Source organism: Streptomyces cacaoi (assembly GCF_006539165.1).
GTDB classification, from domain to species: domain Bacteria; phylum Actinomycetota; class Actinomycetes; order Streptomycetales; family Streptomycetaceae; genus Streptomyces; species Streptomyces cacaoi.
Map to the genome: position 1 here is coordinate 65,146 of NZ_BJMM01000024.1, position 22,866 is coordinate 88,011.

The following is a 22,866-nucleotide window of genomic DNA, read 5'->3' on the forward strand; positions in this document are numbered from 1 at the left end:
GGACCGCAGGCATCCCGCCGCATATGGTGGAGGGCATGACCGACCAGGCACATGAGGCGGAAGGCGCCCTACCGGGCAAGCCGACCGCCGCCTCCCGCACCACCCTCTCCCACATCATGACGGGCAGCGAGACCAATCTGTACGGCACCGTCCACGGCGGCGTGATCATGAAGCTTGCCGACGACGCGGCCGGCGCCGTCGCAGGGCGGCACTCCGAGGGGCCGGCGGTCACCGCCTCCATGGACGAGATGGTCTTCCTCGAACCCGTCAGGGTCGGCGACCTCGTCCATGTGAAGGCCCAGGTCAACTGGACGGGACGGACCTCCATGGAGGTCGGTGTCCGCGTCGTGGCCGAGCGCTGGAACGAGTCCACACCCGCCACCCACGTCGGCACCGCCTACCTCGTCTTCGCCGCCATCGACGAATCCGGCACACCGCGCCCCGTCCCACCCGTCGTCCCCGAGACCGACGAGGACCGCCGCCGCTTCCAGGAGGCCCAGATCCGCCGCACCCACCGACTCGCCCGCCGCCGCGCCATCCGCGACCTGCGGGAGCAGCGCCCCGGGGCGTGATCTGCCGGGGCGTCGTTGGTGCGAGGAACTGCGGTACTACCGGCTTGTGATCGCTGAGGACTGGCATGCCGAGTTGCGGCTCGACGACGCCGACAGCATGGCCACCTACTCGCGCGTCTGGCGCACTCTGCCGGAATCCGCCGTGTACGGCGCCGACGCACACAACGTGATCAATGCGGCACGGCGGGACCTGAACGCCCGCTGAAGGACCTTCGACCGGCGGGACCGCGTCGCGCTGACCGAAGGGCCGAGCCCTCAACAGCCCGACCACACCCACCGCCACCCGCACGAACGCCACCAGCACGGCCCACCACGCCCACCGCTCCGCCTGCTCCACTGCTGCCTCCCCTTGGTCATTGGCAGGACCGTACGCAGGACTGGCTGTCGGGCGTCGTGAGTTGTCCACAGGCGGGCAGGTAAGTCGTACCGGCAGCGGCGAGGTGATGCTGAACGCGTCGTTCCGCGGGTAGCGTCGCTGGTCAGGAATGTGCTCCCCGCACGCGCGGGGGTGGTCCGTCGCGGTAGATCTCGAAGCTGGGGTTCATGATGTGCTCCCCGCACGCGCGGGGGTGGTCCGCCAAGGACGTCCTCGGCGTCTCACGCGCCACTGTGCTCCCCGCACGCGCGGGGATGGTCCGCTCCCCAACGGACAGCTCCGCGTCCGCCGCAGGTGCTCCCCGCACGCGCGGGGATGGTCCCGCCGTCAGAGGTCTTGGTGTCAGACTGCCCGGGTGCTCCCCGCACGCGCGGGGGTGGTCCCCGCATCAGCGGCCAGGGCGTGCCCCGGGCCACGTGCTCCCCGCATGCGCGGGGGTGGTCCTCGGAGTTCGACTCGGCCGACACCGCCTCCGGAGTGCTCCCCGCACGCGCGGGGCTGACATGAAGAAAGCGCCCCGCCCGGCCGCAGTTGGCCGGGCGAGCTGCGGCGCGGGTCGAAGGACCCGGCCGGGCAGTGACCTTACGGAGCGCCCCCCACAGAGGGCTGGCCCGGGAACCCGTTCGCGAGGCACGCTCTTGTGATGGATCAAGGGCTGGCGGCGGTGCTGGGCGCGGGTGTGGGGGTCCTGGGCACTCTGGGGACTGCGGCGGTCACCTATGCGGCGGCTCGTCGGCAGACACTTGATCAGGGAAAGGTCGACGACACGAAGGCGATTCGCGGGGAGCGGCGCGACGCGTACCTTGCGTTCATCGAAGCGGCCGAACCCGTTGATTTCGTCCTGCACTCGCTCGCCCACAGCGACGAGGTTCCGGGCTCTTGTGAACGGCCGCCGAACACGGCTGTGTTGAACGAAATGGTCGAGGACATCGACTCTGCTGTGCATGCGCTCTACAAGGCGCAGGCTCGTATCGACTTGGTGGGGCCCTCGTCCGTGGTGAGTGAAGCGGTCAACGTTTGGGGCGCCGCTCGTGATCTGCGGAGTTTCCTGCAAGCGGTTCTGCGCGGCGACGTGGCGCCCGACGTCTATGCCCAGGCGCTGGAGACGGCCGTCGACGCTGTGGAGAAGGCGCGCGACGACTTCGGGCGGGCAGCGAGGGACGTGATCTCGACTCCTATGAACCTGTTCCGGGAATGAGCAGGTGGCGCCGCTCATGCATCGTCGACTGCACGACGTACCGCAGCGCGTCGGCTGAGTGGTCGTCGACCGAGCGCGTCGACGTACTCGGTCGACAGGCCCGGGTTGTCGGCGAGTTCGAAGAGCCAGGCGGTCCCGGCCCGGCCCGTCGGCGTGGCGGGGACGGCTCACCGTGCTGTGACGAGGAGTGTGCCGGTCTGCTGGGGGCCCGGTGGGGCCGGTAGCACGGTTGCGGTGGTGTGGGGGAAGCCTGCGTGGGTGAGCATCGTCTGCCATGTGCCGGGGGAGTGGTCCCAGCGGCGCAGAACGTAGGGGTCATGGTCCGGGCCGCGGTCGATGTGTGCCGCCTGCGGCCCGTAGCAGCCGTCGACCGGTGGGCGTTGGGAGAACGCCAGGACTCCGCCGGGGCGCAGTCGTCGGCGGGCGGCCGGCAGGAGGACGGCGGGGTCGGTGAACCACAGCGCGCCGAACACGCTGTAGATGGCGTCGAACTCTTCGTCGGACTCGTGGAGATACTGCGCCGCCGATTTCTGGAGCAGTTCCAGCCGGGGACGGTCGCACCACCGCCGCCGGGCGGCGGACAGCTGGACCCCGGACAGGTCGACCCCGGTGACACGGTGCCCGCTCCCGGCCAGGTGCGCCGCGTTGCCGCCCTTTCCGCACCCGAGGTCCAGTACCCGGCCGTTGCCCTCCGTCGGCAGGTCCAGCACCTCGGAGCCGGGGCCGTGGTCGGGGTACTGCGTCCAGTTGAACCAGGTCGTCTCGCCCTTCGCGTTGGCCTCCCGGCGGTCGGGCCGGCTGCGGGCGTAGGCGTCCCATGCGGCGGTCTGCATCGTCCTCCTCCGAGGGGCGGACCGCCCGGCCGGTCCGCCGGTTGATCACTTCGCCGGACTGTCGGCGCATCCGGCGTGGCACTGCGAGCAGTTGGCGCGAGCGGTCAGCCACAGGAGCGGGTCCGGGGTGTACCCGGCCGCCGTGATCGCTCGCTGGGTGCGGTCCATGTCACCGGCGCCGGGGCGGCGTCCCGTCCCGTGGTTCTCGGTATCGGGGACGTGGTGCACGAACTTACCCAGTCGGGCACACAGTTGGGCGTGGATCGTGGTGTGGACGACCAACGCGTGCCACCCCTTGTCCACCAGCTTCGACGGGCGCAGGGCGTGGCGCTGCGGACGCGCGCAGGCGGCGACGAAGGCCAAGGGTTGGTGGCACAGCTACGGGGATGTGATTCCGGAGCGGTTCGACGTGTTCATCGGCCTGGAGGAGGCCGCGTCCCGCATCGACTGGTACGAGACGGAGCTGGTGCCCGGGCTTCTGCAAACCGAGCGCTACGCCCGCGCGATCATCGGCACCGACAATGCGCACGAGGCCGAGGAGGAGATCACCCGTCGCGTCAATCTGCGGATCGCCCGTCAGGCACTGCTGACGCGTCGGTCGGCGCCCGCCACGCTGCGTATCGCCCTCAATGAAGCGGTGGTGCGGCGTCCTGTCGGCGGGAAGGAACTGATGGCGGAGCAACTGCGCAGCATGGTGCACGCCTCCCGGTTGCCCAATGTCACACTGCGTGTGGTCCCGTTCAGCGCGGGGCTTCATCGTGGCGTCATGACAGGGCAGTTCGGGGTTCTGCGATTCCCTCGGACGGGCGATGGCACGGAGACCGAACCACCGACCGTCTACGCGGACGGCTTCACCGGGGATCTGTACCTGGACAAGCCCGAGGAAGTCGCCCGCTACGACGTGGCGTTCGACGATATTTGGCATCGATCACTCAGCGAAGAGGCAACACGGCGCCTCTTGTTGGAGGTTGCGGAGCAATATGGAGATCACTGAGACCGAGGTGTGGCGGAAGTCGAGCTACAGCAACGGGCAGAGTGCGTGCGTCGAGGTGCGGATGGCCGAGGCGGTCGCCGCCCGCGACAGCAAGTGCGCTGACGGGCCCGTCCTGACCTTCGGCACCGGCCAGTGGGGTGCCTTCGTGGCGGGCGTCGCCGAGGGCCGGCTGGGCCGGTAGGCCGGGCGCCCGGAACGGAGAGGGCCCCGCCCCGGCCGGACGCCGGTGCGGGGCCCTTCCGTGTGCCGGCCGCCCGCCAGGGCTACTCGCAGCCCACCTTGTCCCCGCGTACGGGCGCGCCCTCGCCGCCGTTGGCGAGGGGTGCGGCGCGTACCGGGCGTACGCGCTGGTCGGGGTCGCGGAGCGTGACCGTCATGCGGGGGCCGTGGTGCTTGACCGGCTTGAGGTCGGCGCCGGGGAGGGCGGCGGCCAGGGAGCGGGCGGAGCGGTCCCAGCCGGGGTCGTAGGTGACGGTGGTGGGGCCCTTGCCGGGGGCGGAGGCGTTGCCGGGGGCCTGGCTCGTGGCGAAGCCGGAGGCGCGCAGCCGGCGGTCGATGCGGGCGCCGAGGCCGGAGCGGCCGGTGGCGTTGTCGACCTGGACGCGGATGTTCTTCGGCGGCACCTCCACCTTGGCGGGCCCGGCGTCGGCCTTCTTCTTGCCGGGGCGGGGCGGCGCCGCGAGCGCACGGTCCTCGCGCAGTGCGTCGAACAGTGCGCGGGCCTTCTTGTCGTCCCACTTCACGGTGGAGCCGAGGCCCGGTACCCGGTGGTCGGGGTCGGCCAGCGGGACGGAGGCGAACTCGGAGGACGAGGGGTCGAAGCCGCGCATGGCCTCGCCGAGTTCCATCATCTTCTCCGTGCCGAAGCCCCGGTCGGCCCGGACGGATTCCAGCAGGGCGCTCGCCACGTCGTGGAAGCGCACGGGGTTCATCAGCACCTTCTTGTCGGTGGCGCGCCGGATCACCGCGGCGAGGAAGTGCTGCTGGCGTTTCATCCGGCCGAGGTCGGAGCCGCCGTCGAGGTGCCGGGCGCGGACGTACTGGAGGGCCTGGCCGCCGTTCAGCTTGGTGGTGCCGGCCGGCAGGTCGAGTCCGGAGTAGCTGTCCTTGAGGGGTTTCGTGGTGCACACGGGCACTCCGCCGAGGACGTCGACGGTGCTCATGAAGCTGGTGAAGTCGACCTCCATGTAGTGGTCGACGTGCACGTCGGTCATGGATTCGACGGTCCGTACCGTCAGGCTCGGGCCGCCCGCCGCGTAGGCCGAGTTGAGCTTGGCGGGCTGCCCTGTGCGCTGTTCGCCGGTGGCCGGGTCCTTGTGCGGCGGCAGCTTCGTGTAGGAGTCGCGGGGGAGGCTGACCACGCTGGCCCGGTCGCGGTCGGCGGACAGGTGCACCAGCAGCAGTGTGTCGGTGCAGTCACAGGCGGTGCCGCCGAGGTGGTATTTGCGTTTCTCCGCGGCCGACAGCTTGTCGCGCCGGTCGGTGCCGACGACGAGGATGTTGGTGCCGTTGTCGCTGTCGGGCCGGTTCGTCAGGCCGTGGAAGGGGTCGACGCGGCCGACCTGGTCGGTCAGGCCCGTCACCATGGCGTTGCCCGCGCCGCCGGCCGTCAGCAGCAGGACGGACAGGCCCGTCGCGATCCGCATTCCCCAGCGCGGCCTCCGGCGCCCCCGTCGCGGGGGGCGGCCCCGGTCCGGACGGCTGCGGGGGCCCGCCGGGCCCCGGGAGGCTGGGGAGTGGACCTGGTCGGGCAAGGGACGCCACCTTCCCGGACGGGGGACGACGGTGTCCGGGATGCGCCCGGAGTGACGTCCCGATGACTCATGGTCCTGGCACCGTAGGCCGGTACGATCTGCGGATCGCGCACACACGCCGTCCGGGTGCGGCCCGGGCACCCGCGCGAGGTGCGGGCCGTGCGGGCGGGTCCCCCGATAGCGGTAACGTGAGCGCCGTGACCCGCGAGACCGAAACCCCCTCCCCGGACCCGGCGGCCGGCGCCGCAGCGCCCGCCGTCTCCGTGATCATGCCGGTGCTCAACGAGGAGCGCTATCTGCGCAGCTCCGTGCGGCACATCCTCCAGCAGGAGTACGCCGGAGAGCTGGAGATCGTCATCGCTCTCGGCCCCTCCGAGGACCGCACCGACGAGATCGCCGCTCAGCTGGCGGCCGAGGATCCCCGGGTGCGCACCGTGGCCAATCCGACGGGGCGCACCCCGGCCGGGCTGAACGCCGCGATCGAGGCGTCCTCCCACCCCGTGGTGGTCCGTGTCGACGGGCACGGGATGCTCTCGCCGGACTACATCGCCACCGCCGTGCGGCTCCTGGAGGAGACGGGCGCGGCGAACGTCGGCGGTGTCATGCACGCCGAGGGCGAGAACGACTGGGAGCACGCCGTCGCCGCCGCCATGACGTCGAAGATCGGTGTGGGCAACGCCGCCTTCCACACCGGTGGTCAGGCGGGCGCGGCGGAGACCGTCTACCTCGGGGTCTTCCGGCGCGAGGTGCTGGAGCAACAGGGCGGCTACAACGTGGAGTTCATCCGCGCGCAGGACTGGGAGCTGAACTACCGCATCCGGGAGGCCGGCGGGCTCGTCTGGTTCTCGCCGGAGCTGCGGGTGTCCTACCGGCCGCGGCCGAGTGTGCGGGCGCTCGCCAAGCAGTACCGCAACTACGGGCGTTGGCGGCACGTGGTGGCCCGGTACCACTCCGGGTCCATCAATCTGCGCTATCTCGCGCCGCCGGCCGCGGTGTGCGCGATCGCGGCGGGCGTCGTCGTGGGCGCCGCCGTCACCCCGTGGGGCTTCGTCGTGCCGGGCGGGTACCTCGCCGCCGTCGTGGCCGGGTCGCTGCCGGCGGGGAAGGGGCTGCCGCTCAAGGCCCGGGCGCAGATCCCCGTCGCGCTGGCCACCATGCACATGTCCTGGGGCTGGGGCTTCCTCACCAGCCCCAGGAAGCTGGCCCGCAAGGTCATCGCCTCCCGCAGGCCGGCCCCGGCCCCGGCGGCGCGCTGAGGTTCCCGGCCGCGGCAAGCCCGGGTGGGCGCCGCGGGAGGTCCCGGGCGGGCCCCGCCTCCGGTGAGGGGGCCCGCCCGAGGCGGTGGGTCAGGGGCGCGGCCCCAACTCCTCCCCGGTGGCGGAGTGGACGGTGATGGCCAGCACCGGGCAGGAGTCGGCGGCGTCGAGCACGGTCTCGTCCGGCTCGATCTCGGCGGCGACGGGGTGCGAGCGGTCATCGTCGAGCCGGAACGCCTCCGGCGCCGTCCCCGCGCAGATCCCGGAGCCGATGCACACCTCGCGGTCCACGGCCACGTGCCAGCTCATCGCTCACCACCCCACCGGCATGGACCGCGGCCCACGCACGAGCATCTCGGTCTTCCAGACGATGTCCCCGGCCACGTGCACGCCGGGCATGTGCAGGACGAGCGCCCGCAGCGCCTCCTGGAGTTCCACGCGGGCCAGTTGGGCGCCGAGGCAGTGGTGCACGCCGTGCCCGAAGCCGAGGTGGGAGTTGTCGGCGCGGGCGATGTCGAGCCGGCCGGCGTCGTCGAAGCGCAGCGCGTCCCGGTTGGCGGCCCCGACGGCGACGAGCACGGGCTCACCGGCCCGGACGAGGGTGCCGCCGACCTCGACGTCCTCCAGGGCGTAGCGGGGCTGGCCCGCGCCGACGCCGAGCGGGACGAACCGCAGGAGTTCCTCCACGGCCCCCGGTATGAGCCCGGGGTCCTCCCGCAGCCGGGCGAACTGGTCGGGGTGGTCCAGCAGGACGTGCAGGAAGTTGGGGATCTGGCTGGCCGTCGTCTCGTGCCCGGCCACCAGGATGCCCACGCACAGGTCGATCAGTTCCAGCTCGGAGAGCCTGTCCTGTGCGTCGCGGGCCTCGATCAGGGCCGTCATCAGGTCGTCGGCGGGACGCGCCCGGTGCTCGGCGATCAAGTCGGCCATGTAGGCGCGCAGTTCCTCGCGGCTGGCCTCGAACTCCTCGGCGGTCAGCGAGCTGGTGGACAGCGCGTCGTCGCTCCACTTGCGGAACCGGGGCCGGTCGGCCTCCGGCACGCCCAGGAGCCGGCAGATGACGCCGACGGGGATGGGCAGCGCGTAGTCCTCGACGAGGTCGGCGGGCGGCCCCGCCGCGATCATGTCCTGGATCAGGCCCTCGGCCAGTTCGCGGACGTCCGGCCGCAGCTTCTCGACGCGGCGCACGGTGAACGCCTTGGCGACGAGGGTGCGCAGCCGGGTGTGGTCCGGCGGATCCATGCTGAGGATGCCGGTGATGGTCTGTGCCTCGGACTGCCGGGGCGCGTCGTGCCGGGTCGCCTCGGCGCGGCTGAACCGGCGGTCGCCGAGGACGAGCCGGGCGTCGGCGTAGCGGGTGACGAGCCGGGCGGTCTCGCCGTACGGCATGCGCACCCGGGGGAGGCCCTCGGCGGCGCGGATGTCCTCGTAGTGGTCGGAGAGGGTGAGGGCGGTCGCTTCGTTGAACGGGTAGGCCACGGGTTCGGCGTCGGTGCTGGTCACCTGACCCCCAGTTGGTTGTAAGCGTCTGCTTACAAAAGGTAGGCGCGGGCTCCCGGCGCGGTCAACGGGGCGTCGGGGCGTCGGGGTTGAGGCCGTTCGGGCCGCCGGACGCTACCCTGGCGGTCCTCGGGGGGTGAACAGATGTCCGCTGACCGGCCGGAACGCAGAAGAGACGCGGCGGCGACGCGCCGCGCGCTGGTGGACGCGGCGGCGGCGCTGTTCGCCGACCGGGGCTACGAGCGCACGACGGTGCGCGACATCGCGGCGCGGGCCGGCGTCAACCAGGCCCTGCTCTTCCGCTACTTCGGCTCGAAGCAGCTGCTGTTCAACGAGGTGACCGCGATAGCGGGGCTGCGCAGAATGCGGGAGACCCCGCCCGAGGAGCTGCTGGAGACGGCGCTGCGCGGGCTGCTCGCCACCGGCCCGGGGCCCGCGTCCGAGGTGGGCGAGGGCGCCCGCCGGGACCGCGCGCTGGAGGCGTTCCTGCGCTCCACCGGGGGCGACGCCGCGACCCGGACGGGACGGCTGCTCGGCCAGGAGTACGCCGCCGTCCTGGCCACGCTCACGGACGCGGACGACGCCGCGCTGCGCTCGGATCTGATACTCGCCTGGCTGCTGGGGATCGGGCTGACGCGGAACGTGGTGCGGCAGGAGGCGCTGGCCGGCGCCGACCCGGAAGAGGTGTGCGATCTGGTGCTGCGTGCGGCCCGGACGATGCTGGAGAAGCTGCCTCCCCGGCAGGAGCCGGAGCCCTGAGTCCGGCGGGTCCGGCCGGTCCGGCCGTTCCGGTCGGGCGTCGGCGGCCCGGCGCCCGGGGAGCGGGCCGGGGCGCCGACGCGCGTGTCACCAGACGTAGTTGGGGTTGACGTCCATGCAGGCCGAGTCGTCGTCGCCCTTGAGCGCGTCGGCGCTCTCGGGCGCCTTCCGGTCCCGCTTCTCCTCGCCGCCGCCGCGCGACTTCGGGTAGGCGGAGCCCTCCCGCCAGTCGGAGCCGATGACGAGCGTGACCTCCTGCGCTGCGGACGAGTGCTTGACGAGCCGCTCGGGCACCCCGAGCGCCTTGGCGACGGCGAGCGCGTCCCCGCGCTGGCCGGCCTGCGCGTAGGTGATCGTCGTGTCGGCCTGCGACTTGGGGGTCTGGTCGGCGGTGGCCTGGTCGAAGCCCTGCTGCCCGAGCGTCTCCGCGATGACGCCGGCCCGGCCGGTGACCGGGGCCTGGAGGGAGGAGCCGGTGCCGTTCATGACCCGGACGGGGATCTGTGCCTTCGGCCGGGACGGATCGGTCGGCTCGGGCGACTTCTTCGGGGGCTTCTTCTTGTCCTTGCCGTCGAGCGCGATGTCGTTGCGCACCAGCGAGAAGATCTCGTCGGCGTCGTCCTTCTTGGGCAGCACATAGTTGTTGGGCCCGTACTCCCACGGCATGGTCGCCATGGTGATCCGCTTCGTCGGCACACGCTTGAGGTCGTTGCCGAGGTCGTAGAGCTTCTTGACGGAGCCGATGCCCTCGTCGACGGTCAGCGCCTTGGTGGCGGCCTCGGCGAGCCCGCGCAGCTGCCCGGGGTCGGTGAGCTTGGTGCCGGCCTTCAGCTGGCGGACCATCGCGTTCATGTACATGTGCTGGGCCTTGGCCCGGCCGATGTCGGTGCCGTCGCCGAAGCCGTGCCGGGTACGCAGCCACTGGAGGGCCTGTTCGCCCTTGATGGTGGAGGAGCCCTTCTTCAGTTTCAGATGGGACTTGGGGTCGTGGACGTTCTCCTTGACGCAGACGGGCACGCCGCCGACGGCGTCCGCCATGGAGACCACACCGGCGAAGTCGATCATCATGAAGTGGTCGACGGGGATGCCCGTCATCTCCTCCCAGGTGGCCACGGTGCAGCCCGGACCGCCGTGCTGGAGGCTGGTGTTGATCTTGTCCGTCGTCTCCGGGTAGACCTTCCCGTCGTCCGGGTCGGTGCACTTGGGGATCGTCGCCTTGGTGTCCCGGGGGACGGAGACGACGGACATGTTGCTGCGGTCGGCGGAGACGTGCAGCAGCATCTGCACATCCGCGAGCGGCGGCCGGTCGCGGTCCGCCCGTGAGCCGCCGAGCTTGATGTTCTCCTCGGAACCGCGCGAGTCCGAGCCCAGCAGCAGGATGTTCATCGGGGTCTGGCCCTCGGCGTTCGGGTCGGACTTGTCGAGCTTGCGCTCGCCGAGGTTGAGCTGGTCCTTGCCGAGATTGCCGTTGAGGTGCCGGTAGTAGAGGTAGCCCGCTCCCGCCGTGCCGACTATGAGCAGCGCGAGGATGCTCGCCGACCAGCGCAGCACCCGCCGCTTGCGTTTGGGCCGCTTGCGTGAGGGCCGCGCCCCCTCCTCGGCGGGGTCGGCGTCCGCGGCGTCCCGGGCGCCGTCGGAGCCGGAGGAGCCGGCGGACACGTCTGCTGCCGCGCCGGAGCCGCCGGGCCCGGGCCCGCTGCCGTCGCCGCCGTGCGGTTCGCCCTCGTACAGGCTGTCGTCCCAGCCACGCTCCGCCGCCGTGGGAGTGCCGTGGCGCGCCCGCCTGCCGTGGGTGTCGTTCTGCCGCACGGGACCTCCGCGTCGTGTTCAGGTGGTGCTCCTCCCGGCCGCCTGGCGGGGCGGCCGGGAGCGATCGTGCCTACTTCGCACACACATTCTTGTCGTCGGCGTTGACCTTCTGGACGCCGTCCGGCGCCTTGTCGGGCGCCTTGATGGGCTCGCCGACCCCGGTGAAGTCCTTGCCGAGGGTCAGCTTCATGACGCCGCCGGGGCCGTCCCCGCGCGCCGTCTTCTTCAGCGCCGAGCCGGGCAGCTTCATGATGTGCGCCAGCCGCGCGGCCTGGCCCTCCTGGTCGGGCGTGAACTCCAGCGTGGTCTTCTCCTGCGGCGTCGCGTTGTCGCCCGTGGTGGCGTTGCCCACGCCCTTGTCGGACAGCCACTTCGCGGTCGCGGCCGCCGCACCGGACGCCTGCATGCCGTTCCACACCTCGACGTCGACCTCGGAGGCGGGAACCTTCTTCGCCTTCTTCTCGGTCTTCTGCTCGTCCTTGTGGTTCTTCTTCGAGTCGGTCATGGACTTGTCTTCCCTGACCATCTTGAACAGCGGGTCCGCCTTGGCCTTGTCCATGACGACGGTCGCCGGGTCGTTCGGGTTGTCCACGACCGGCACGGTGGCGAACGTGATGTTCTCGGTGTTCACCCGCTTCAGGTCCTGCGCCAGGTCCATCAGCTTCTTGACGCTGCCGATGCCGGTGTCGACGGTGAGCGCCTTGGTCGCGGCGTCGCTCAGGTCGAGCAGCTTCGACGGGTTGGTGAGCGTGTCACCCGACTTCATCTTGCGGATCATCGCGCTGAGGAACTGCTGCTGGAGCTCGATCCGGCTCAGGTCGCTGCCGAAGCCGACGGAGTGCCGGGTACGGACGAAGGCCAGCGCCTGCTCGCCCTTGACGACGTGCTTGCCGGCCTTCAGCTTCAGATGCGACTTCGGGTCGTTGATGTCCTTGGCGGTGCAGACCTCGACCCCGCCCACCGCGGTGGACAGCTCCTTGACGGCGTTGAAGTCCGCCATCATGAAGTGGTTGATCTTCACCCCGGTCATCTTCTCGACCGTGCGCCAGGTGCAGCCCGGGTCCCGCTCCGCCTGCCCGAGGCTGGTGTTGAAGCGGACGCTCTGCTCGCCGGGGATGGTCTTGGTCGAGCCGTCGTCCTGCTTCGTGGGGCAGTTCGGGATGTCGGTGATCATGTCGCGCGGGATGGAGAGCGCGGTGGCGTTCGAGCGGTCCTTGGACACGTGGAACAGCAGCGTGGTGTCCGCGTGCCCGACGCTGCCCGCGTCGCCGTAACCGGTGTTGCCCTTGCCCTCGCGGGCGTCGGTGCCGATGACGAGGATGTTGACCGGCCCGTCGGTCACGGCCGAGTTGTTCATCCCGACGTCGACCTTGTTGATGTTGCCTTCCAGCCGCTGCCAGAACACATAGGCACCCGCGCACCCGGCGACCAGCGCGAAGCCGACCACACCGCCGCCCCAGCGCAACGCCTTCTGCTTGCCCGTCAGTTTGGGCTTGGCGGCCTTCCGCCGGCCGTGGCCACCGCCCTTGCCGGGGCCCTGGCAGGTCCGTCCGCCGCCGGACCTGCCGCCCCCCGACCTGCCGCCGCCGGAGCCGGACTCCTGGCGGGCGCGGCGCTGCGAGGGGACGCGGGGCTGGTTGAGCCGGTCCGTGCGGTCGCCGGGGGGATCGTGCCCGACCTCGGCGGGGGAGCCGGAGGAGGCGTCCTCCTGCGGGGTGGAGGATCGTCTCCGGCGCGCAGCGGCGGGTCGGCGGGCGCCGTACGGACTCGGGGAGTCGTCGGCGACCGGGTTCAGCTGCAGCTCGTAGCTGCCGGTGTTCGGGTTGAACACCCACTGATCCGCGGGATCCACTTCTCCCGCGTGCCCACGGCCTTGCGCGTCCACGATGGCGTAAGTCCTCCATTGAAACCGGCTGCAGATGCCGCTCCGGGGCCGACCGGAGCGCTCACACTATCCGGCGAGTTCGGCCCCTAGCGACGCCGGTGACACATTCCCTGAGCCGGGATCCGGTCAATTCGCCGCATTCCACGACGCGTTCACGGGACGCGGACCGTCCGCCCGCCGGCCTCCCGTGCGCTCGTGACCTGCCCCAACTCTGCCCGGACGCCGGGCAGTCGACGCCGAATTCCCCGGCGCCCGGCTCCGCGTTCCGTCCGGTCACGTTCTTCTGACCCCTCTCCGCTCTTCACGGTTCCGTTCCGTGGTCTCTCCGCGATCTTTGCGAGGTCTCCCGCCGCCGTCGCGAATCCTTCCCGGTCTCGCGAATTCCCCGATTTCTGCTCTCTGTTACGGAGTGCGGACTCCGAGTCAGCGAACCCGGAGTTCCTGTCCGTTTCGTACGGTTGTCCGGCCGCCGTAAGAAACCGCGTCCGGGCGCGGGGATTTCGCCCGCGCCGAGGAGAAGTCAGGCGGTTCCGCCCGGGAATCGGGACGGAATCGGGACGGCATTCCCCACGGCCCGGCGCCCACCCGGCCTGTACGCACGTGTGCCGGGCACGAAGACAGACGTGCGAACGGCTCCCAGGGTTGTACGCCCCCTGGCGACCGGGGTGTTCAGGGCGCGGTGTGCGTGATGCGCTCGCTCTCCGCGCGCTTGTCCCGCGCGGCGTCATCCAGCAGCCCGGCCCGCGGCGCCAGCACCACGGAACCCCCCGACGCCAGCGGTGCGAGCAGCCCTGCGCTGATGCCGTTCCAGTCGTCGTACGGCAGCGCCGACAGCAGCCGCGAGCCCGCGCCCAGGCCGCGCGCCGCCGCGTCCTGCCGGGCCCGCTCCACCACCCGGGCCGCCGTCAGCTCCTCGCCGCCGGGCAGCGTGAGCGCCGGAGCCTCGGGGTCGACGGGGACGTAGGGGACGAAGCGGTCGCCCTGGCCGGGGACCTCCACGGCGTAGTCCATGAACCCCTCGGGCGGCTGCGGGAAGCGCACGCCCAGCGGGCGCAGGCTCAGCGCCACCCGCTCCCCGGAGCAGGCGCGCGCCTGGTCCAGCGTGTCCGGCCCGCTGACGACCAGATCGGCGCCGGAGGCGTCCCCGGTCAGATCCGTGACGACGCCCACGGAGGCGCCGGCCACCAGCCACACCGCGGCCTGCCAGTGCGCCGGCAGCAGCAGTGCCAGCCGGTCGCCCGGCTCGGCGGAGAGTTCGTCCTGGAGCAGATTGGCCGTCTTGGCCACCCAGTTGGCGAAGGTGGCGACGGACAGCTCGACCCGCTCGCCCGTGGCGTCGTCGTAGAAGGTCACCAGCGGACGGGCGGGGTCGTCGGCGAGCGCCGAGCCCAGCAGCCCGGCGGCGGTGCGGTCGGTGGCGTTCATCGCGTCAGCGTACGTCGGCCCGGCGGGCGGGGCCGGGGGCGGGCGCCCCCTCCACCCGCACGGGCAGGCCAACCCGAATGGACAGGTTCATCACCATCTGTCCACGATCGACTACATGCGTGCGAAACGTGCAACCTCGATCGGTGTCCTGAGTGCGGCGGCCCTGCTGCTGCCCCTCCCGTACGCGACCGGCGCCGCCGGCGCCCCACCCGACGGACCGCGGACCACGACGGCGCACGAGGCGTCCGGCGGCACGCAGTCGCTCGCCTTCGCCCCGGCGCACAGCGACGCGCCCCGCGGCGGCCGGGCCGCCCGGGAGATCACCGCCCGCTCGGTACGGCCCTACTCCCTCGTCGGCGTCGTCTGGGAGCGCGGCGACGCCGAACTGCACGGACGCGTCCAGGTCCGCACCCGGGACGCCGGAACCGGACGCTGGTCCGGCTGGCACGAACTGGACGCGCACACCGGCGACCGGCCGGGCGCCGCAGCAGGCCGGTCCGGGGACGGCCGCGGGGCGGACGGCCAAGTGCGCGGCGCCACCACCCCGTTGTGGGCCGGCGCCTCGGACGGCGTCCAGGCCCGCGTCCTGCCCGAGCGGACCCGCGACGGCGCCCCGGACGCGCGGCGGCTGCCCGACGGCCTGCGCCTGGAACTGATCGACCCGGGCCCCGGCCCCGGCTCGGACTCCGGTTCCGGCGCGAACTCCGGCAAGGAGAGCAAGGAGAGCAAGGAGAACAAGGAGAGCAAGGAGAGCAAGGGGAATAAGGGGGACAAGGGGAACAAGGAGAGCCAGGGGAGCAAGGGGAACAAGGAGAGCAAGGAGGCCGAACAGGCGCGGAAGGCCGAGGAGGAACGCACCGGGCACGCGCTGCCCGCCCTCACCGAGGAGCAGACCAGGACCGAGTACGGCAGCAGCCGCGCCCACCTCGCCCCGCGCCCGCGTATCGTCACCCGCAAGGGCTGGGGCGCCGACGAGAGTCTGCGGCAGGGCGAGGCGTCCTACACCGGCGCGCCCCGCGTCGCGTTCGTGCACCACACGGCCGGGAACAACGACTACGACTGCGCGCAGACCCCCTCGATCATCCGCAGTATCTACCGCTACCACGTGCAGAGCAGCAAGTGGCGGGACATCGGCTACAACTTCCTCGTCGACAAGTGCGGCACCGTGTACGAGGGCCGGGCCGGAGGTGTGGCCAAGCCCGTGATGGGGGCCCACACTTACGGTTTCAACACCAACAGCACAGGCATCGCGGTCATCGGTGCGTTCGAGAAGGACGAGCCCCCGGCCGCCGCCCTCGACGGCGTCGCACGGCTTGCGGCGTGGCGGCTCGGCCTGGGTGGCGTCGACCCCGCGGGAACGAACCTGATGACCTCCGGCGGCGGCAAGTACACGAAGGGGACCCAGGTCAGGCTCCACACGATCTCCGGGCACCGGGACGGTTTCGACACCGCGTGCCCCGGCGCACGCCTCTACGACAAGCTCCCGCGGATCCGTCAGGACGCCGCGGCACAGCAGGGGCGCTGAGGGATACCTCACGGCACCGGCCGGGCAGTCAGGCACCGGCCGGGCGCCGTGGGTCCTGCCCGGGGACGTGCACGGGCCCGGCCGAACGCTCGTACACGTCTGCATACACTGGCCGCCGGCCATCCGAAGGACTGGTTGGCGGACCCCGGCAGGAAGCAGAGACCCACACGTGACAGAAGCGATCCTTCTGGTCGGGGGCAAGGGCACCCGACTGCGTCCGCTGACGGTGAATACCCCCAAGCCGATGGTTCCGGCCGCCGGCGTGCCCTTCCTCACCCACCAACTGGCCCGCGCCCGCGCCGCCGGCGTCGACCACGTGGTGATGGCCACCTCCTACCTGGCCGAGGTCTTCGAGCCGTACTTCGGCGACGGCTCCGCACTCGGTCTGCACCTGGAGTACGTGACGGAGGAGGAGCCGCTGGGCACCGGCGGCGCCATCCGCAACGTCGCCTCCCGGCTGCACGCGCGCCCCGACGAGCCCGTCCTCGTCTTCAACGGCGACATCCTCTCCGGGCTCGACATCCGCGCCCTCGTCGACCAGCACACCGCGGCCGGCGCCGATGTCTCCCTCCACCTCACCCGGGTGACCGACCCGCGCGCCTTCGGCCTCGTCCCCACCGAAGCCGACGGCCGCGTCAGCGCCTTCCTGGAGAAGCCGCAGACGCCGGAGGAGATCGTCACCGACCAGATCAACGCCGGTGCCTACGTGTTCACCCGCTCCGTGATCGACACCATCCCGGCCGGACGCCCCGTCTCCGTCGAACGCGAGACCTTCCCCGGGCTGCTGGCCGCCGGCGCCCACCTGCACGGCATGGTCGACTCCACCTACTGGCTCGACCTCGGCACCCCACAGTCCTTCGTCCGCGGCTCCGCCGACCTCGTCCTCGGCCGTGCGCCCTCGCCCGCCGTGCCCGGCCGGTGCGGGGAGCGGCTGATACTGGCCGGCGCGGAGGTGGCGGGCGACGCGAAGCTCACCGGGGGCAGCGTCGCCGGGGCCCGGGCCGCCGTCGGCTCCGGCGCCCGTATCGACGGCAGCGCGCTGCTCGACGGAGCGGTCGTCGCACCCGGCGCCCGTATCCGGGACTCGCTGATCGGGGCCGGCGCCCGGATCGGCGCCGACACCGTCCTCGACGGCGCGGTCGTCGGGGACGGTGCCGTGATCGGCGACGGCAACGAACTGCGCTCCGGCATCCGCATCTGGTGCGACGCCCGCATCCCCTCCCACGCCCTCCGCTTCTCCCCGGACCAGTAACCGCCCCCGCCGGACCCGAGCCCCCACGCCCCGGGCTCCGGCCTCGGCCCGGCCCCGGTCCGGCCCGGTCTTGGCGCGGCTCGGCCCCGGTCCGGCGGCCTCGGGCTCGGTCCGACCGGGGTTCGGCCTCGGCTCGGTCTCGGCCCCGGCTACGGCTCGGCCCTGCCGGGGCTCGGCTCCGGTGGGGTTCGGGCCCGGCCCCGTCCCCGAGTGAGGTGCGGTTTCGGCTTCGCCGGGGTTCGGGCCCGGCTCCGGCGCAGCTCGGGTCCGGCCTCGCTCGGGCCCGGCTCCGGGTACGGCTCGGTCCCGCAGAAACCCGGCTCCGGGCCCGGCTCGGCCCCGCCCGGGCTCAGCGGTGCGCCTGCTCCGGGCCCGGCTCGGCGCCGCCCGGGCTCAGCGGTGCGCCTCGCCCCCGGCACGGCGATGTCGGTGGCGGCTCCTACGCTGTGCGGGTGTCCCAGACCCGCACCTGGTCCCCGCCGGGCCCGTACGACCTGCACGGCAGTCTGTCCGTGCTGCGCCGCGGCCCGTACGACCCGACGTACCGCACCGAGGCGGACACGATCTGGCGCGCCACCCGCACCCCCTTCGGCCCGGCGACCCTCCGGCTGACCCCGCGCGCCCGCACGGTCGCCGCCACCGCCTGGGGCCCCGGCGCCGACTGGGCCCTGGAGAGCCTGCCGGCCCTGCTGGGCGAGGAGGACGACCCCGCGGCCTTCGTCCCGCACCACGACGTCACCCGCGAGGCGCACCGCCGCAACCCGGGCCTGCGCCTGATCCGCACCGGCCGGGTGCTGGAGTCCCTGATCCCCTCCGTCCTGGAGCAGAAGTTCACGGCGGAGGAGGCGTACCGCGCCTGGCGGCTGCTGGTGCGCCGGTTCGGCGAGCGCGCCCCCGGGCCGCACCCGAACCTGTGGGTGATGCCCGAGCCGCGGGGCTGGCTGCGGGTCCCCTCCTGGGAGTGGCACCGGGCGGGTGTCGATCAGAAGCGCTCGTCGGCGATCCTGCGGGCCGTCCAGCGGGCGAGCCGGATGGAGGAGGCCGCGCACATGGATCTGGAGGCGGCGCTGCACCGCCTCCAGCTGATACCGGGCATCGGCCCGTGGACGGCGGCGGAGGTGCTCCAGCGCAGCAACGGCGAGCCGGACGCCGTCACCGTGGGCGATCTGCATCTGCCCCGCCTGGTGGGCCACGCGCTCACCGGCCGCCGCGACACCGACGACGCGCGCATGCTCGAACTCCTGGCCCCCTACGAGGGCCAGCGCCACCGCGCGTCCCGCCTCGTCCTGCTGGGCGCGCCCCGGATGCCGCGCCGCATGCCCCGCCACCCGGTCGGCGACATCGCCGCCCTGTGAGCACAGGGCACGCCCCGTCGGTGCGGAACCGCCCTACCGGCTGACGACGAAGTCGTCGGCGGACCGTGCGGGGCGCTCCCGCGGCGGCCCCGCCGCCCGGCCGACGGCGACGGCGCCCATCGGGTCCCAGTCGGCGGGCAGTTCGAGCACCTCGCGCACCACGTCGCGGCAGAACATCGTCGAGGACACCCACGCCGAGCCGAGCTGCTCCCCGGCGAGCGCGACGAGGAAGTTCTGGATCCCGGCGCCGCAGGCGACGACGAACATCTCCCGCTCCGCCGCTGACCGGCGCGGATCCGGATAGTCGTGCGCCCCGTCGGCCACGAGGCAGGGCACCACCAGGGCGGGCGCGCCGCGCAGCACGTCCCCGCGCCGCACCCGCTTGGCGATGCTCTGCTCGCTTTTGCCGTCCCGCCGCAGATCGGCGATCCACGCCTCACGCATGGCGTCCAGCAGCCGCAGCCGGGAGTCCTCGCTCTCCAGCAGGACGAACCGCCACGGCGTGGTGTGGTGCGGCGCGGGCGCGGTGACGGCGGCGGAGACGGCGCGGCGCAGCGCGGCCCCGTCCACCGGGTCGGCGGTGAACTCCCGCACGGTGCGCCGCAGGGTGACGGCCTCGCGCACGGCCTCGGAGGTGCCGAGCCGGAACATGTCGTCGGCCGCGGCGCGCACCAACTCCCGTGCGCCGCGGTCGTCTTCGCCGTCCGGCAGTCCGCCGGGCCCGTCCGCCTCCCCGGCCGGGTGGACCTGGTGGGCCAGACCGCGCACGACGGCGACCGGCCGCCCCTCGGCCTTGCCCTTCACCAGCTCACCGGCGGCGGCGAGTTCGTCCCCGACGGCGGTGACGGTCACCCCGAGCGGGTTGCCGAACGAGTCGACGCCGCCGCGCAGATCGTCGAGCACGCGCACCCCGGCGGCCCCGATGGCGACATCCGTCTGCCCGGTGCGCCACGGCCGCCCGAACGTGTCGGTGACGACGACGCCGACGTTCACGCCGAGCGCGTCGCGCACGCCCGCGCGGATCCGCCGGGCGCTGGCGTCCGGGTCCTCGGGCAGCAACAGGATCGTGCCCTTGGGCGTGTTGGAGGCGTCGACACCGGCCGCCGCCATGACGAAGCCGTGCCGGGACTCCACGATCCGGGCCGGGCCGCGCCGGGCGACCACCCGGACGCTCTCCGCGTCGATCGCGTCCTCCCGGTCGGCCGCCTCGACGGCCCGCCCCTCGGCCTTGCTGACGATCTTCGAGGTGACGATCAGCACATCGCCGTCGACCAGCGGCCGGCCGTGCCCGCCGACCGCCGCGGTGATCAGCTTGACCAGGTCGTCCCCGGGCCGCACCTCGGGGATCCCGGGCAGCGCCCACACCTGGAAGGAGGCGCCGTCCCGGCCCGCCGCCGCGGTCATGCCCGCACCTCCTCGGCCATCCGCAGCGCCTCCCGGGCCATCCGGGCCGTCGCCTCGGCGTCGGTCATCATCAGCGGGACGGCGCGGCAGCGGATCCCGGCCTCCTCGACACCGGCGACCGCGCCGGCGTCGGTCTCGTCCACGAGCCAGCCGTCCAGCAGCCCGGAGCCGTAGTGCCGGGCGACGGCCGCCGCGCTCGTCTCCACACCGACGGCGGCGAGCACCTTGTCGGCCATGCCGCGTACCGGCGCGTCCCCGACGATGGGCGAGAGGCCGACGACCGGCACCCCCGCCTCGGCGATCGCCTCCCGGATCCCCGGCACGGCCAGAATGGTGCCGACGCTGACGACGGGGTTGGACGGCGGGAAGAGCACGACGTCCGCCTCCGCGATCGCCTCCAGCACACCCGGCGCCGGCTTCGCCGTGTCCGCGCCGACCGGCACGACGGCGTGCGCGTCCACGGAGGCGCGCAGCCGCACCCAGTACTCCTGGAAGTGCACGGCCTTGCGCCCCTGTTCCTCCGCGCCGTCGGAACCGGCGAGGTCCGCCGTGTCGATGAGGACGTGCGTCTCGACCCGGTCGTCCGTCATCGGCAGCAGCCGCACACCGGGCTGCCACCGTGCGCACAGCGCCTCGGTCACCGCGCTGAGCGGATAGCCGGCACCCATCATCTGGGTGCGCACGATATGGGTGGCGAAGTCCCGGTCGCCCAGCCCGAACCACTGCGGTCCGACGCCGTACGCGGCCAGCTCCTCCTTCACCGCGAACGATTCCCCGTCCCGGCCCCAGCCCTTCTCCTCGTCGATGCCACCGCCGAGGGTGTACATCACGGTGTCGAGGTCGGGGCAGACCTTCAGCCCGAACAGATGGATGTCGTCGCCGGTGTTGCCGATGACGGTGATGTCCGCGTCCGGTGCGGCGGACTTGAGCCCACGGAGGAAGCGGGCACCGCCGATGCCTCCGGCCAGAACCACGATGCGCTGCATGGGCCCAGTCTCGCAGCCGGGGACCGCCCGGTGTCACCGGGCCAGTGCCTCCCGGGGACGCCCCTCCCGGGCCGAGCAGTGCATCGGCATGCTGGTCAGCCCGGGCGCGTAGACGTGCGCGCTGACGGCGGGCTCCAGCCCGTCGTTGACCACTTCGTGTACATATCCGGGCCCGAACACCCGCAGCGCGCCGGGCCGCAGGGTCCGGCTCCCCGCGCCGTGCTCCGTCAACTCCCCCTGGAGCAGCCCGAAGACGCCGGACGAGGGGCCGTGGTCGTGCCGCCCGCTGCCCTGCCCGGGCAGCCAACTGAGCAGCCACACCTCGTACCCGGGCCCGCTGCGCAGCCGGTGGTACCAGCGCGGCTCGGGGTCGTAGCGCACGAGCGGCGCCCAGGCGGACCGGTCGGCGGCGAGGCCGCGCAGGAGCCCCGCGTATCCGGAGACGGTGGCCGGGTGCCCAGGGTCCGAGGGCATCAGGTGCTGGACGGCGAGCGGGTCGCCGGCGATTTCGACGTCGCTGTTCACGAACTCAATTGCCTTTGTGCGGGCGGTTCATGGCGCCACGTACGGGTACACGGTGCGTTCGCGTACGGGGCCGCCCGGAACCGCGAGCGGAAGAGAAACAAAAGTCGTCCGGGCCTCCCGGATTCGGAAACCGGCAGGCCAGGAAAGGTGGTGCGGAAAGTCGCCCGGCAACAGCGGGAAACCCCGCGGAAAACCGGAAGGGACACCTGGGCGGGCCGGAACCGGGGCACGGGTGCCGCGGCGCCGGCCGGCGCCCCGCGCCGGGGCGTGCGCCCGGCGGACGCTCAGCAGACCTTCAGCAGGCGCTCAACAGCGGTGACAGCGACAGGAACCCGGACACTCCGCGGGCTCCGGGTGGCCCTGTCGACCCCGGGAAGCCGGGGCGGTGCCGAACAGCAGCACGGCAGGGCGCGCGACGGGCCGGTGCCCGGCAGCGCTGGAGGCGGAGGTCGCAGACATGCGGTCCAGTAACGAGGGCCCGGCGCGCCGGTGTCAACCTGATGTCGGGTTTGCGAGGCATGTTTCACCGCTTCCGGTCGACGTGCGCGGTGAAAGGTTTGTGCGACGTGGCGCTGGAGTAGGAGGGCGCAACAGCCGTTGCCTGTACGCCGTTGCGCATCCGTGATCCGACCGTGACCAGGTTTCACGGAAGGGCGCAAGAACTCTTACGGGCGGCACCGCTGAAGATGAGCCCAGGTCATCGCGTTCTCCGGCGGAACCTCCGGCAAAACGGATACGTGCCGGGGACAAGGGTCCTGGTTCATGGTGATTTGAACACTTACTGCGCCGGCTTGGTTCCGCCGGGTGAATAACGGGCTCAATAGCAGATCTCGGCTTGACTGCCTCGGATCGGCACACTTGTAATTTCACTCGTGTCGTTCAAGAGGGTTCGATAACGACGGAATCACGGGGACGCAAAGACGGACGAGGGGCGCGCGCATGACCGAGCTGTTCCAACAACTGCTGGTCGAAGAGGCGGACGAAGAGCTCGGCTGGCAGGAGCGCGCATTGTGCGCGCAGACCGATCCCGAGTCGTTCTTTCCCGAGAAGGGTGGCTCCACCCGCGAGGCGAAGAAGGTGTGCCTCGCATGTGAAGTCCGTTCGGAGTGCCTGGAGTATGCGCTGGCGAACGACGAACGTTTCGGAATCTGGGGCGGCCTGTCCGAACGGGAACGCCGCCGGCTGAAGAAAGCGGCCGTCTGATCCGCGTGCGGCGAGCGCGGCGGCCCGGCGGCTGCCGACCGTCCGCCACACAGAAGCGGTATGACGCCGTGTGACACGAACGCATGACAGTGCGGGACGACTGCCCCGCCGTCCGCCCGGGCTTTCCGGGCGGGTGGCGGGGCAGTTGTACGGAGGCGGCAGAGCGTCTCGCGCAAGCCGTTAGTGTGGGGCAGTCCGCGACGCGCCGCCGCTTCCGCGCAAGGCGCGTCCACCGCATCCGATACGCGTCTTCCG

Annotated in this window: 21 protein-coding genes and 1 pseudogene; 11 read left to right on the forward strand and 11 right to left on the reverse strand. The window is 72.4% G+C overall.

Annotation, left to right across the window (positions count from 1 at the left end; all coding sequences use genetic code 11):
• Nucleotides 1-35 precede the first annotated feature (35 nt).
• The 3 genes and pseudogenes from SCA03_RS21615 (at nt 36) to SCA03_RS21625 (ending at nt 2,146) form a co-directional block, all read left to right on the forward strand.
• Nucleotides 36-572: an acyl-CoA thioesterase gene (locus SCA03_RS21615; RefSeq protein ID WP_030892616.1), complete on the forward strand. Its 537-nt coding sequence runs from the start codon at nt 36-38 to the stop codon at nt 570-572.
• A 40-nt stretch (nt 573-612) separates the two neighbouring features.
• Nucleotides 613-777, forward strand: a pseudogene (locus tag SCA03_RS21620) (transcriptional regulator); the annotation flags it as partial.
• 814 nt (nt 778-1,591) lie between these two features.
• Nucleotides 1,592-2,146 (forward strand): hypothetical protein, encoded by a 555-nt coding sequence (locus SCA03_RS21625; protein ID WP_212767000.1) that lies wholly within the window; start codon nt 1,592-1,594, stop codon nt 2,144-2,146.
• Between the two features lie 167 nt (nt 2,147-2,313).
• On the opposite strand, the gene SCA03_RS21630 is transcribed toward SCA03_RS21625, so the two are convergent.
• Both SCA03_RS21630 and SCA03_RS21635 read right to left on the reverse strand, forming a co-directional pair.
• Entirely contained in the window at nt 2,314-2,979 is a 666-nt protein-coding gene (locus SCA03_RS21630) for a class I SAM-dependent methyltransferase (RefSeq protein ID WP_086814864.1), read from the reverse strand.
• A 45-nt stretch (nt 2,980-3,024) separates the two neighbouring features.
• Nucleotides 3,025-3,261, reverse strand: a complete 237-nt coding sequence (locus tag SCA03_RS21635) for a glycine-rich domain-containing protein (RefSeq protein WP_141275582.1) — start codon at nt 3,259-3,261, stop codon at nt 3,025-3,027.
• 13 nt (nt 3,262-3,274) lie between these two features.
• Between SCA03_RS21635 and SCA03_RS21640 the strand changes: the two genes are divergently transcribed.
• The gene (locus SCA03_RS21640; RefSeq protein WP_141275583.1) at nt 3,275-3,973 is read left to right on the forward strand and encodes a DUF5753 domain-containing protein; all 699 of its coding nucleotides are present in this window, start codon (nt 3,275-3,277) and stop codon (nt 3,971-3,973) included.
• Nucleotides 3,960-4,154: a DUF397 domain-containing protein gene (locus SCA03_RS21645; protein WP_030889594.1), complete on the forward strand. Its 195-nt coding sequence runs from the start codon at nt 3,960-3,962 to the stop codon at nt 4,152-4,154. The genes SCA03_RS21640 and SCA03_RS21645 overlap by 14 nt, the downstream gene beginning before the upstream one ends.
• 82 nt (nt 4,155-4,236) lie before the next feature.
• Here SCA03_RS21645 and SCA03_RS21650 read toward each other — a convergent pair whose 3' ends face one another.
• Entirely contained in the window at nt 4,237-5,619 is a 1,383-nt protein-coding gene (locus SCA03_RS21650) for an LCP family protein (RefSeq protein WP_030889591.1), read from the reverse strand.
• Between the two features lie 305 nt (nt 5,620-5,924).
• On the opposite strand from SCA03_RS21650, the gene SCA03_RS21655 reads away from it, so the two are divergent.
• Nucleotides 5,925-6,983: a glycosyltransferase family 2 protein gene (locus SCA03_RS21655; protein ID WP_030892627.1), complete on the forward strand. Its 1,059-nt coding sequence runs from the start codon at nt 5,925-5,927 to the stop codon at nt 6,981-6,983.
• A 90-nt stretch (nt 6,984-7,073) separates the two neighbouring features.
• Here the strand turns inward: SCA03_RS21655 and SCA03_RS21660 are convergent, their stop codons facing one another.
• Nucleotides 7,074-7,292, reverse strand: coding sequence for a ferredoxin (locus SCA03_RS21660; RefSeq protein WP_030889584.1), 219 nt, complete (start codon nt 7,290-7,292; stop codon nt 7,074-7,076).
• Between the two features lie 3 nt (nt 7,293-7,295).
• On the reverse strand, nt 7,296-8,486 hold the full coding sequence (locus SCA03_RS21665; RefSeq protein ID WP_030889581.1) for a cytochrome P450: 1,191 nt from the start codon (nt 8,484-8,486) through the stop codon (nt 7,296-7,298).
• Between the two features lie 141 nt (nt 8,487-8,627).
• Between SCA03_RS21665 and SCA03_RS21670 the strand changes: the two genes are divergently transcribed.
• Nucleotides 8,628-9,242: a TetR/AcrR family transcriptional regulator gene (locus SCA03_RS21670; RefSeq protein WP_030889578.1), complete on the forward strand. Its 615-nt coding sequence runs from the start codon at nt 8,628-8,630 to the stop codon at nt 9,240-9,242.
• A gap of 87 nt (nt 9,243-9,329) precedes the next feature.
• On the opposite strand, the gene SCA03_RS21675 is transcribed toward SCA03_RS21670, so the two are convergent.
• From SCA03_RS21675 to SCA03_RS21685, 3 genes are all read right to left on the reverse strand, one after another.
• Nucleotides 9,330-11,051, reverse strand: coding sequence for an LCP family protein (locus SCA03_RS21675; protein ID WP_086814865.1), 1,722 nt, complete (start codon nt 11,049-11,051; stop codon nt 9,330-9,332).
• Nucleotides 11,052-11,121: 70 nt separating this feature from the next.
• Nucleotides 11,122-12,936 (reverse strand): LCP family protein, encoded by a 1,815-nt coding sequence (locus SCA03_RS21680; RefSeq protein ID WP_086814866.1) that lies wholly within the window; start codon nt 12,934-12,936, stop codon nt 11,122-11,124.
• 669 nt (nt 12,937-13,605) lie between these two features.
• Entirely contained in the window at nt 13,606-14,361 is a 756-nt protein-coding gene (locus SCA03_RS21685) for a TIGR03089 family protein (RefSeq protein WP_086814867.1), read from the reverse strand.
• A gap of 115 nt (nt 14,362-14,476) precedes the next feature.
• Between SCA03_RS21685 and SCA03_RS21690 the strand changes: the two genes are divergently transcribed.
• From SCA03_RS21690 to SCA03_RS21700, 3 genes are all read left to right on the forward strand, one after another.
• A complete protein-coding gene (locus tag SCA03_RS21690; protein ID WP_086814868.1) occupies nt 14,477-15,886 on the forward strand; it encodes an N-acetylmuramoyl-L-alanine amidase in 1,410 nt (469 codons plus the stop codon).
• 169 nt (nt 15,887-16,055) lie between these two features.
• On the forward strand, nt 16,056-17,138 hold the full coding sequence (gene manB, locus SCA03_RS21695) for a mannose-1-phosphate guanylyltransferase (RefSeq protein ID WP_030889563.1): 1,083 nt from the start codon (nt 16,056-16,058) through the stop codon (nt 17,136-17,138).
• A 452-nt stretch (nt 17,139-17,590) separates the two neighbouring features.
• Nucleotides 17,591-18,493, forward strand: coding sequence for a DNA-3-methyladenine glycosylase family protein (locus SCA03_RS21700; protein WP_086814501.1), 903 nt, complete (start codon nt 17,591-17,593; stop codon nt 18,491-18,493).
• 33 nt (nt 18,494-18,526) lie between these two features.
• Here SCA03_RS21700 and SCA03_RS21705 read toward each other — a convergent pair whose 3' ends face one another.
• The 3 genes from SCA03_RS21705 to SCA03_RS21715 are packed head-to-tail and all read right to left on the reverse strand — an operon-like array spanning nt 18,527 to nt 21,408.
• Complete coding sequence (locus SCA03_RS21705; protein ID WP_086814495.1) at nt 18,527-19,897, reverse strand: coenzyme F420-0:L-glutamate ligase; 1,371 nt, start codon at nt 19,895-19,897, stop codon at nt 18,527-18,529.
• Nucleotides 19,894-20,883, reverse strand: a complete 990-nt coding sequence (gene cofD / locus SCA03_RS21710; protein WP_030889555.1) for a 2-phospho-L-lactate transferase — start codon at nt 20,881-20,883, stop codon at nt 19,894-19,896. The genes SCA03_RS21705 and cofD overlap by 4 nt, the downstream gene beginning before the upstream one ends.
• A 33-nt stretch (nt 20,884-20,916) precedes the next feature.
• Complete coding sequence (locus tag SCA03_RS21715; RefSeq protein WP_086814496.1) at nt 20,917-21,408, reverse strand: cysteine dioxygenase; 492 nt, start codon at nt 21,406-21,408, stop codon at nt 20,917-20,919.
• A 939-nt stretch (nt 21,409-22,347) separates the two neighbouring features.
• Here SCA03_RS21715 and SCA03_RS21720 point away from each other — a divergent pair.
• Nucleotides 22,348-22,611, forward strand: a complete 264-nt coding sequence (locus SCA03_RS21720; RefSeq protein ID WP_004952403.1) for a WhiB family transcriptional regulator — start codon at nt 22,348-22,350, stop codon at nt 22,609-22,611.
• The last annotated feature ends 255 nt before the right edge of the window (nt 22,612-22,866 follow it).

What these genes read in the sequence shown, in the direction of transcription:
- SCA03_RS21660 (WP_030889584.1), bottom strand. Translation starts at nt 7,292, where the DNA reads ATGAGCTGGCACGTGGCCGTGGACCGCGAGGTGTGCATCGGCTCCGGG.
- SCA03_RS21615 (WP_030892616.1), top strand. Translation starts at nt 36, where the DNA reads ATGACCGACCAGGCACATGAGGCGGAAGGCGCCCTACCGGGCAAGCCG.
- SCA03_RS21630 (WP_086814864.1), bottom strand. Translation starts at nt 2,979, where the DNA reads ATGCAGACCGCCGCATGGGACGCCTACGCCCGCAGCCGGCCCGACCGC.
- SCA03_RS21690 (WP_086814868.1), top strand. Translation starts at nt 14,477, where the DNA reads ATGCGTGCGAAACGTGCAACCTCGATCGGTGTCCTGAGTGCGGCGGCC.
- SCA03_RS21645 (WP_030889594.1), top strand. Translation starts at nt 3,960, where the DNA reads ATGGAGATCACTGAGACCGAGGTGTGGCGGAAGTCGAGCTACAGCAAC.
- cofD (WP_030889555.1), bottom strand. Translation starts at nt 20,883, where the DNA reads ATGCAGCGCATCGTGGTTCTGGCCGGAGGCATCGGCGGTGCCCGCTTC.
- SCA03_RS21625 (WP_212767000.1), top strand. Translation starts at nt 1,592, where the DNA reads ATGGATCAAGGGCTGGCGGCGGTGCTGGGCGCGGGTGTGGGGGTCCTG.
- SCA03_RS21650 (WP_030889591.1), bottom strand. Translation starts at nt 5,619, where the DNA reads ATGCGGATCGCGACGGGCCTGTCCGTCCTGCTGCTGACGGCCGGCGGC.
- SCA03_RS21670 (WP_030889578.1), top strand. Translation starts at nt 8,628, where the DNA reads ATGTCCGCTGACCGGCCGGAACGCAGAAGAGACGCGGCGGCGACGCGC.
- SCA03_RS21705 (WP_086814495.1), bottom strand. Translation starts at nt 19,897, where the DNA reads ATGACCGCGGCGGCGGGCCGGGACGGCGCCTCCTTCCAGGTGTGGGCG.
- SCA03_RS21720 (WP_004952403.1), top strand. Translation starts at nt 22,348, where the DNA reads ATGACCGAGCTGTTCCAACAACTGCTGGTCGAAGAGGCGGACGAAGAG.
- SCA03_RS21685 (WP_086814867.1), bottom strand. Translation starts at nt 14,361, where the DNA reads ATGAACGCCACCGACCGCACCGCCGCCGGGCTGCTGGGCTCGGCGCTC.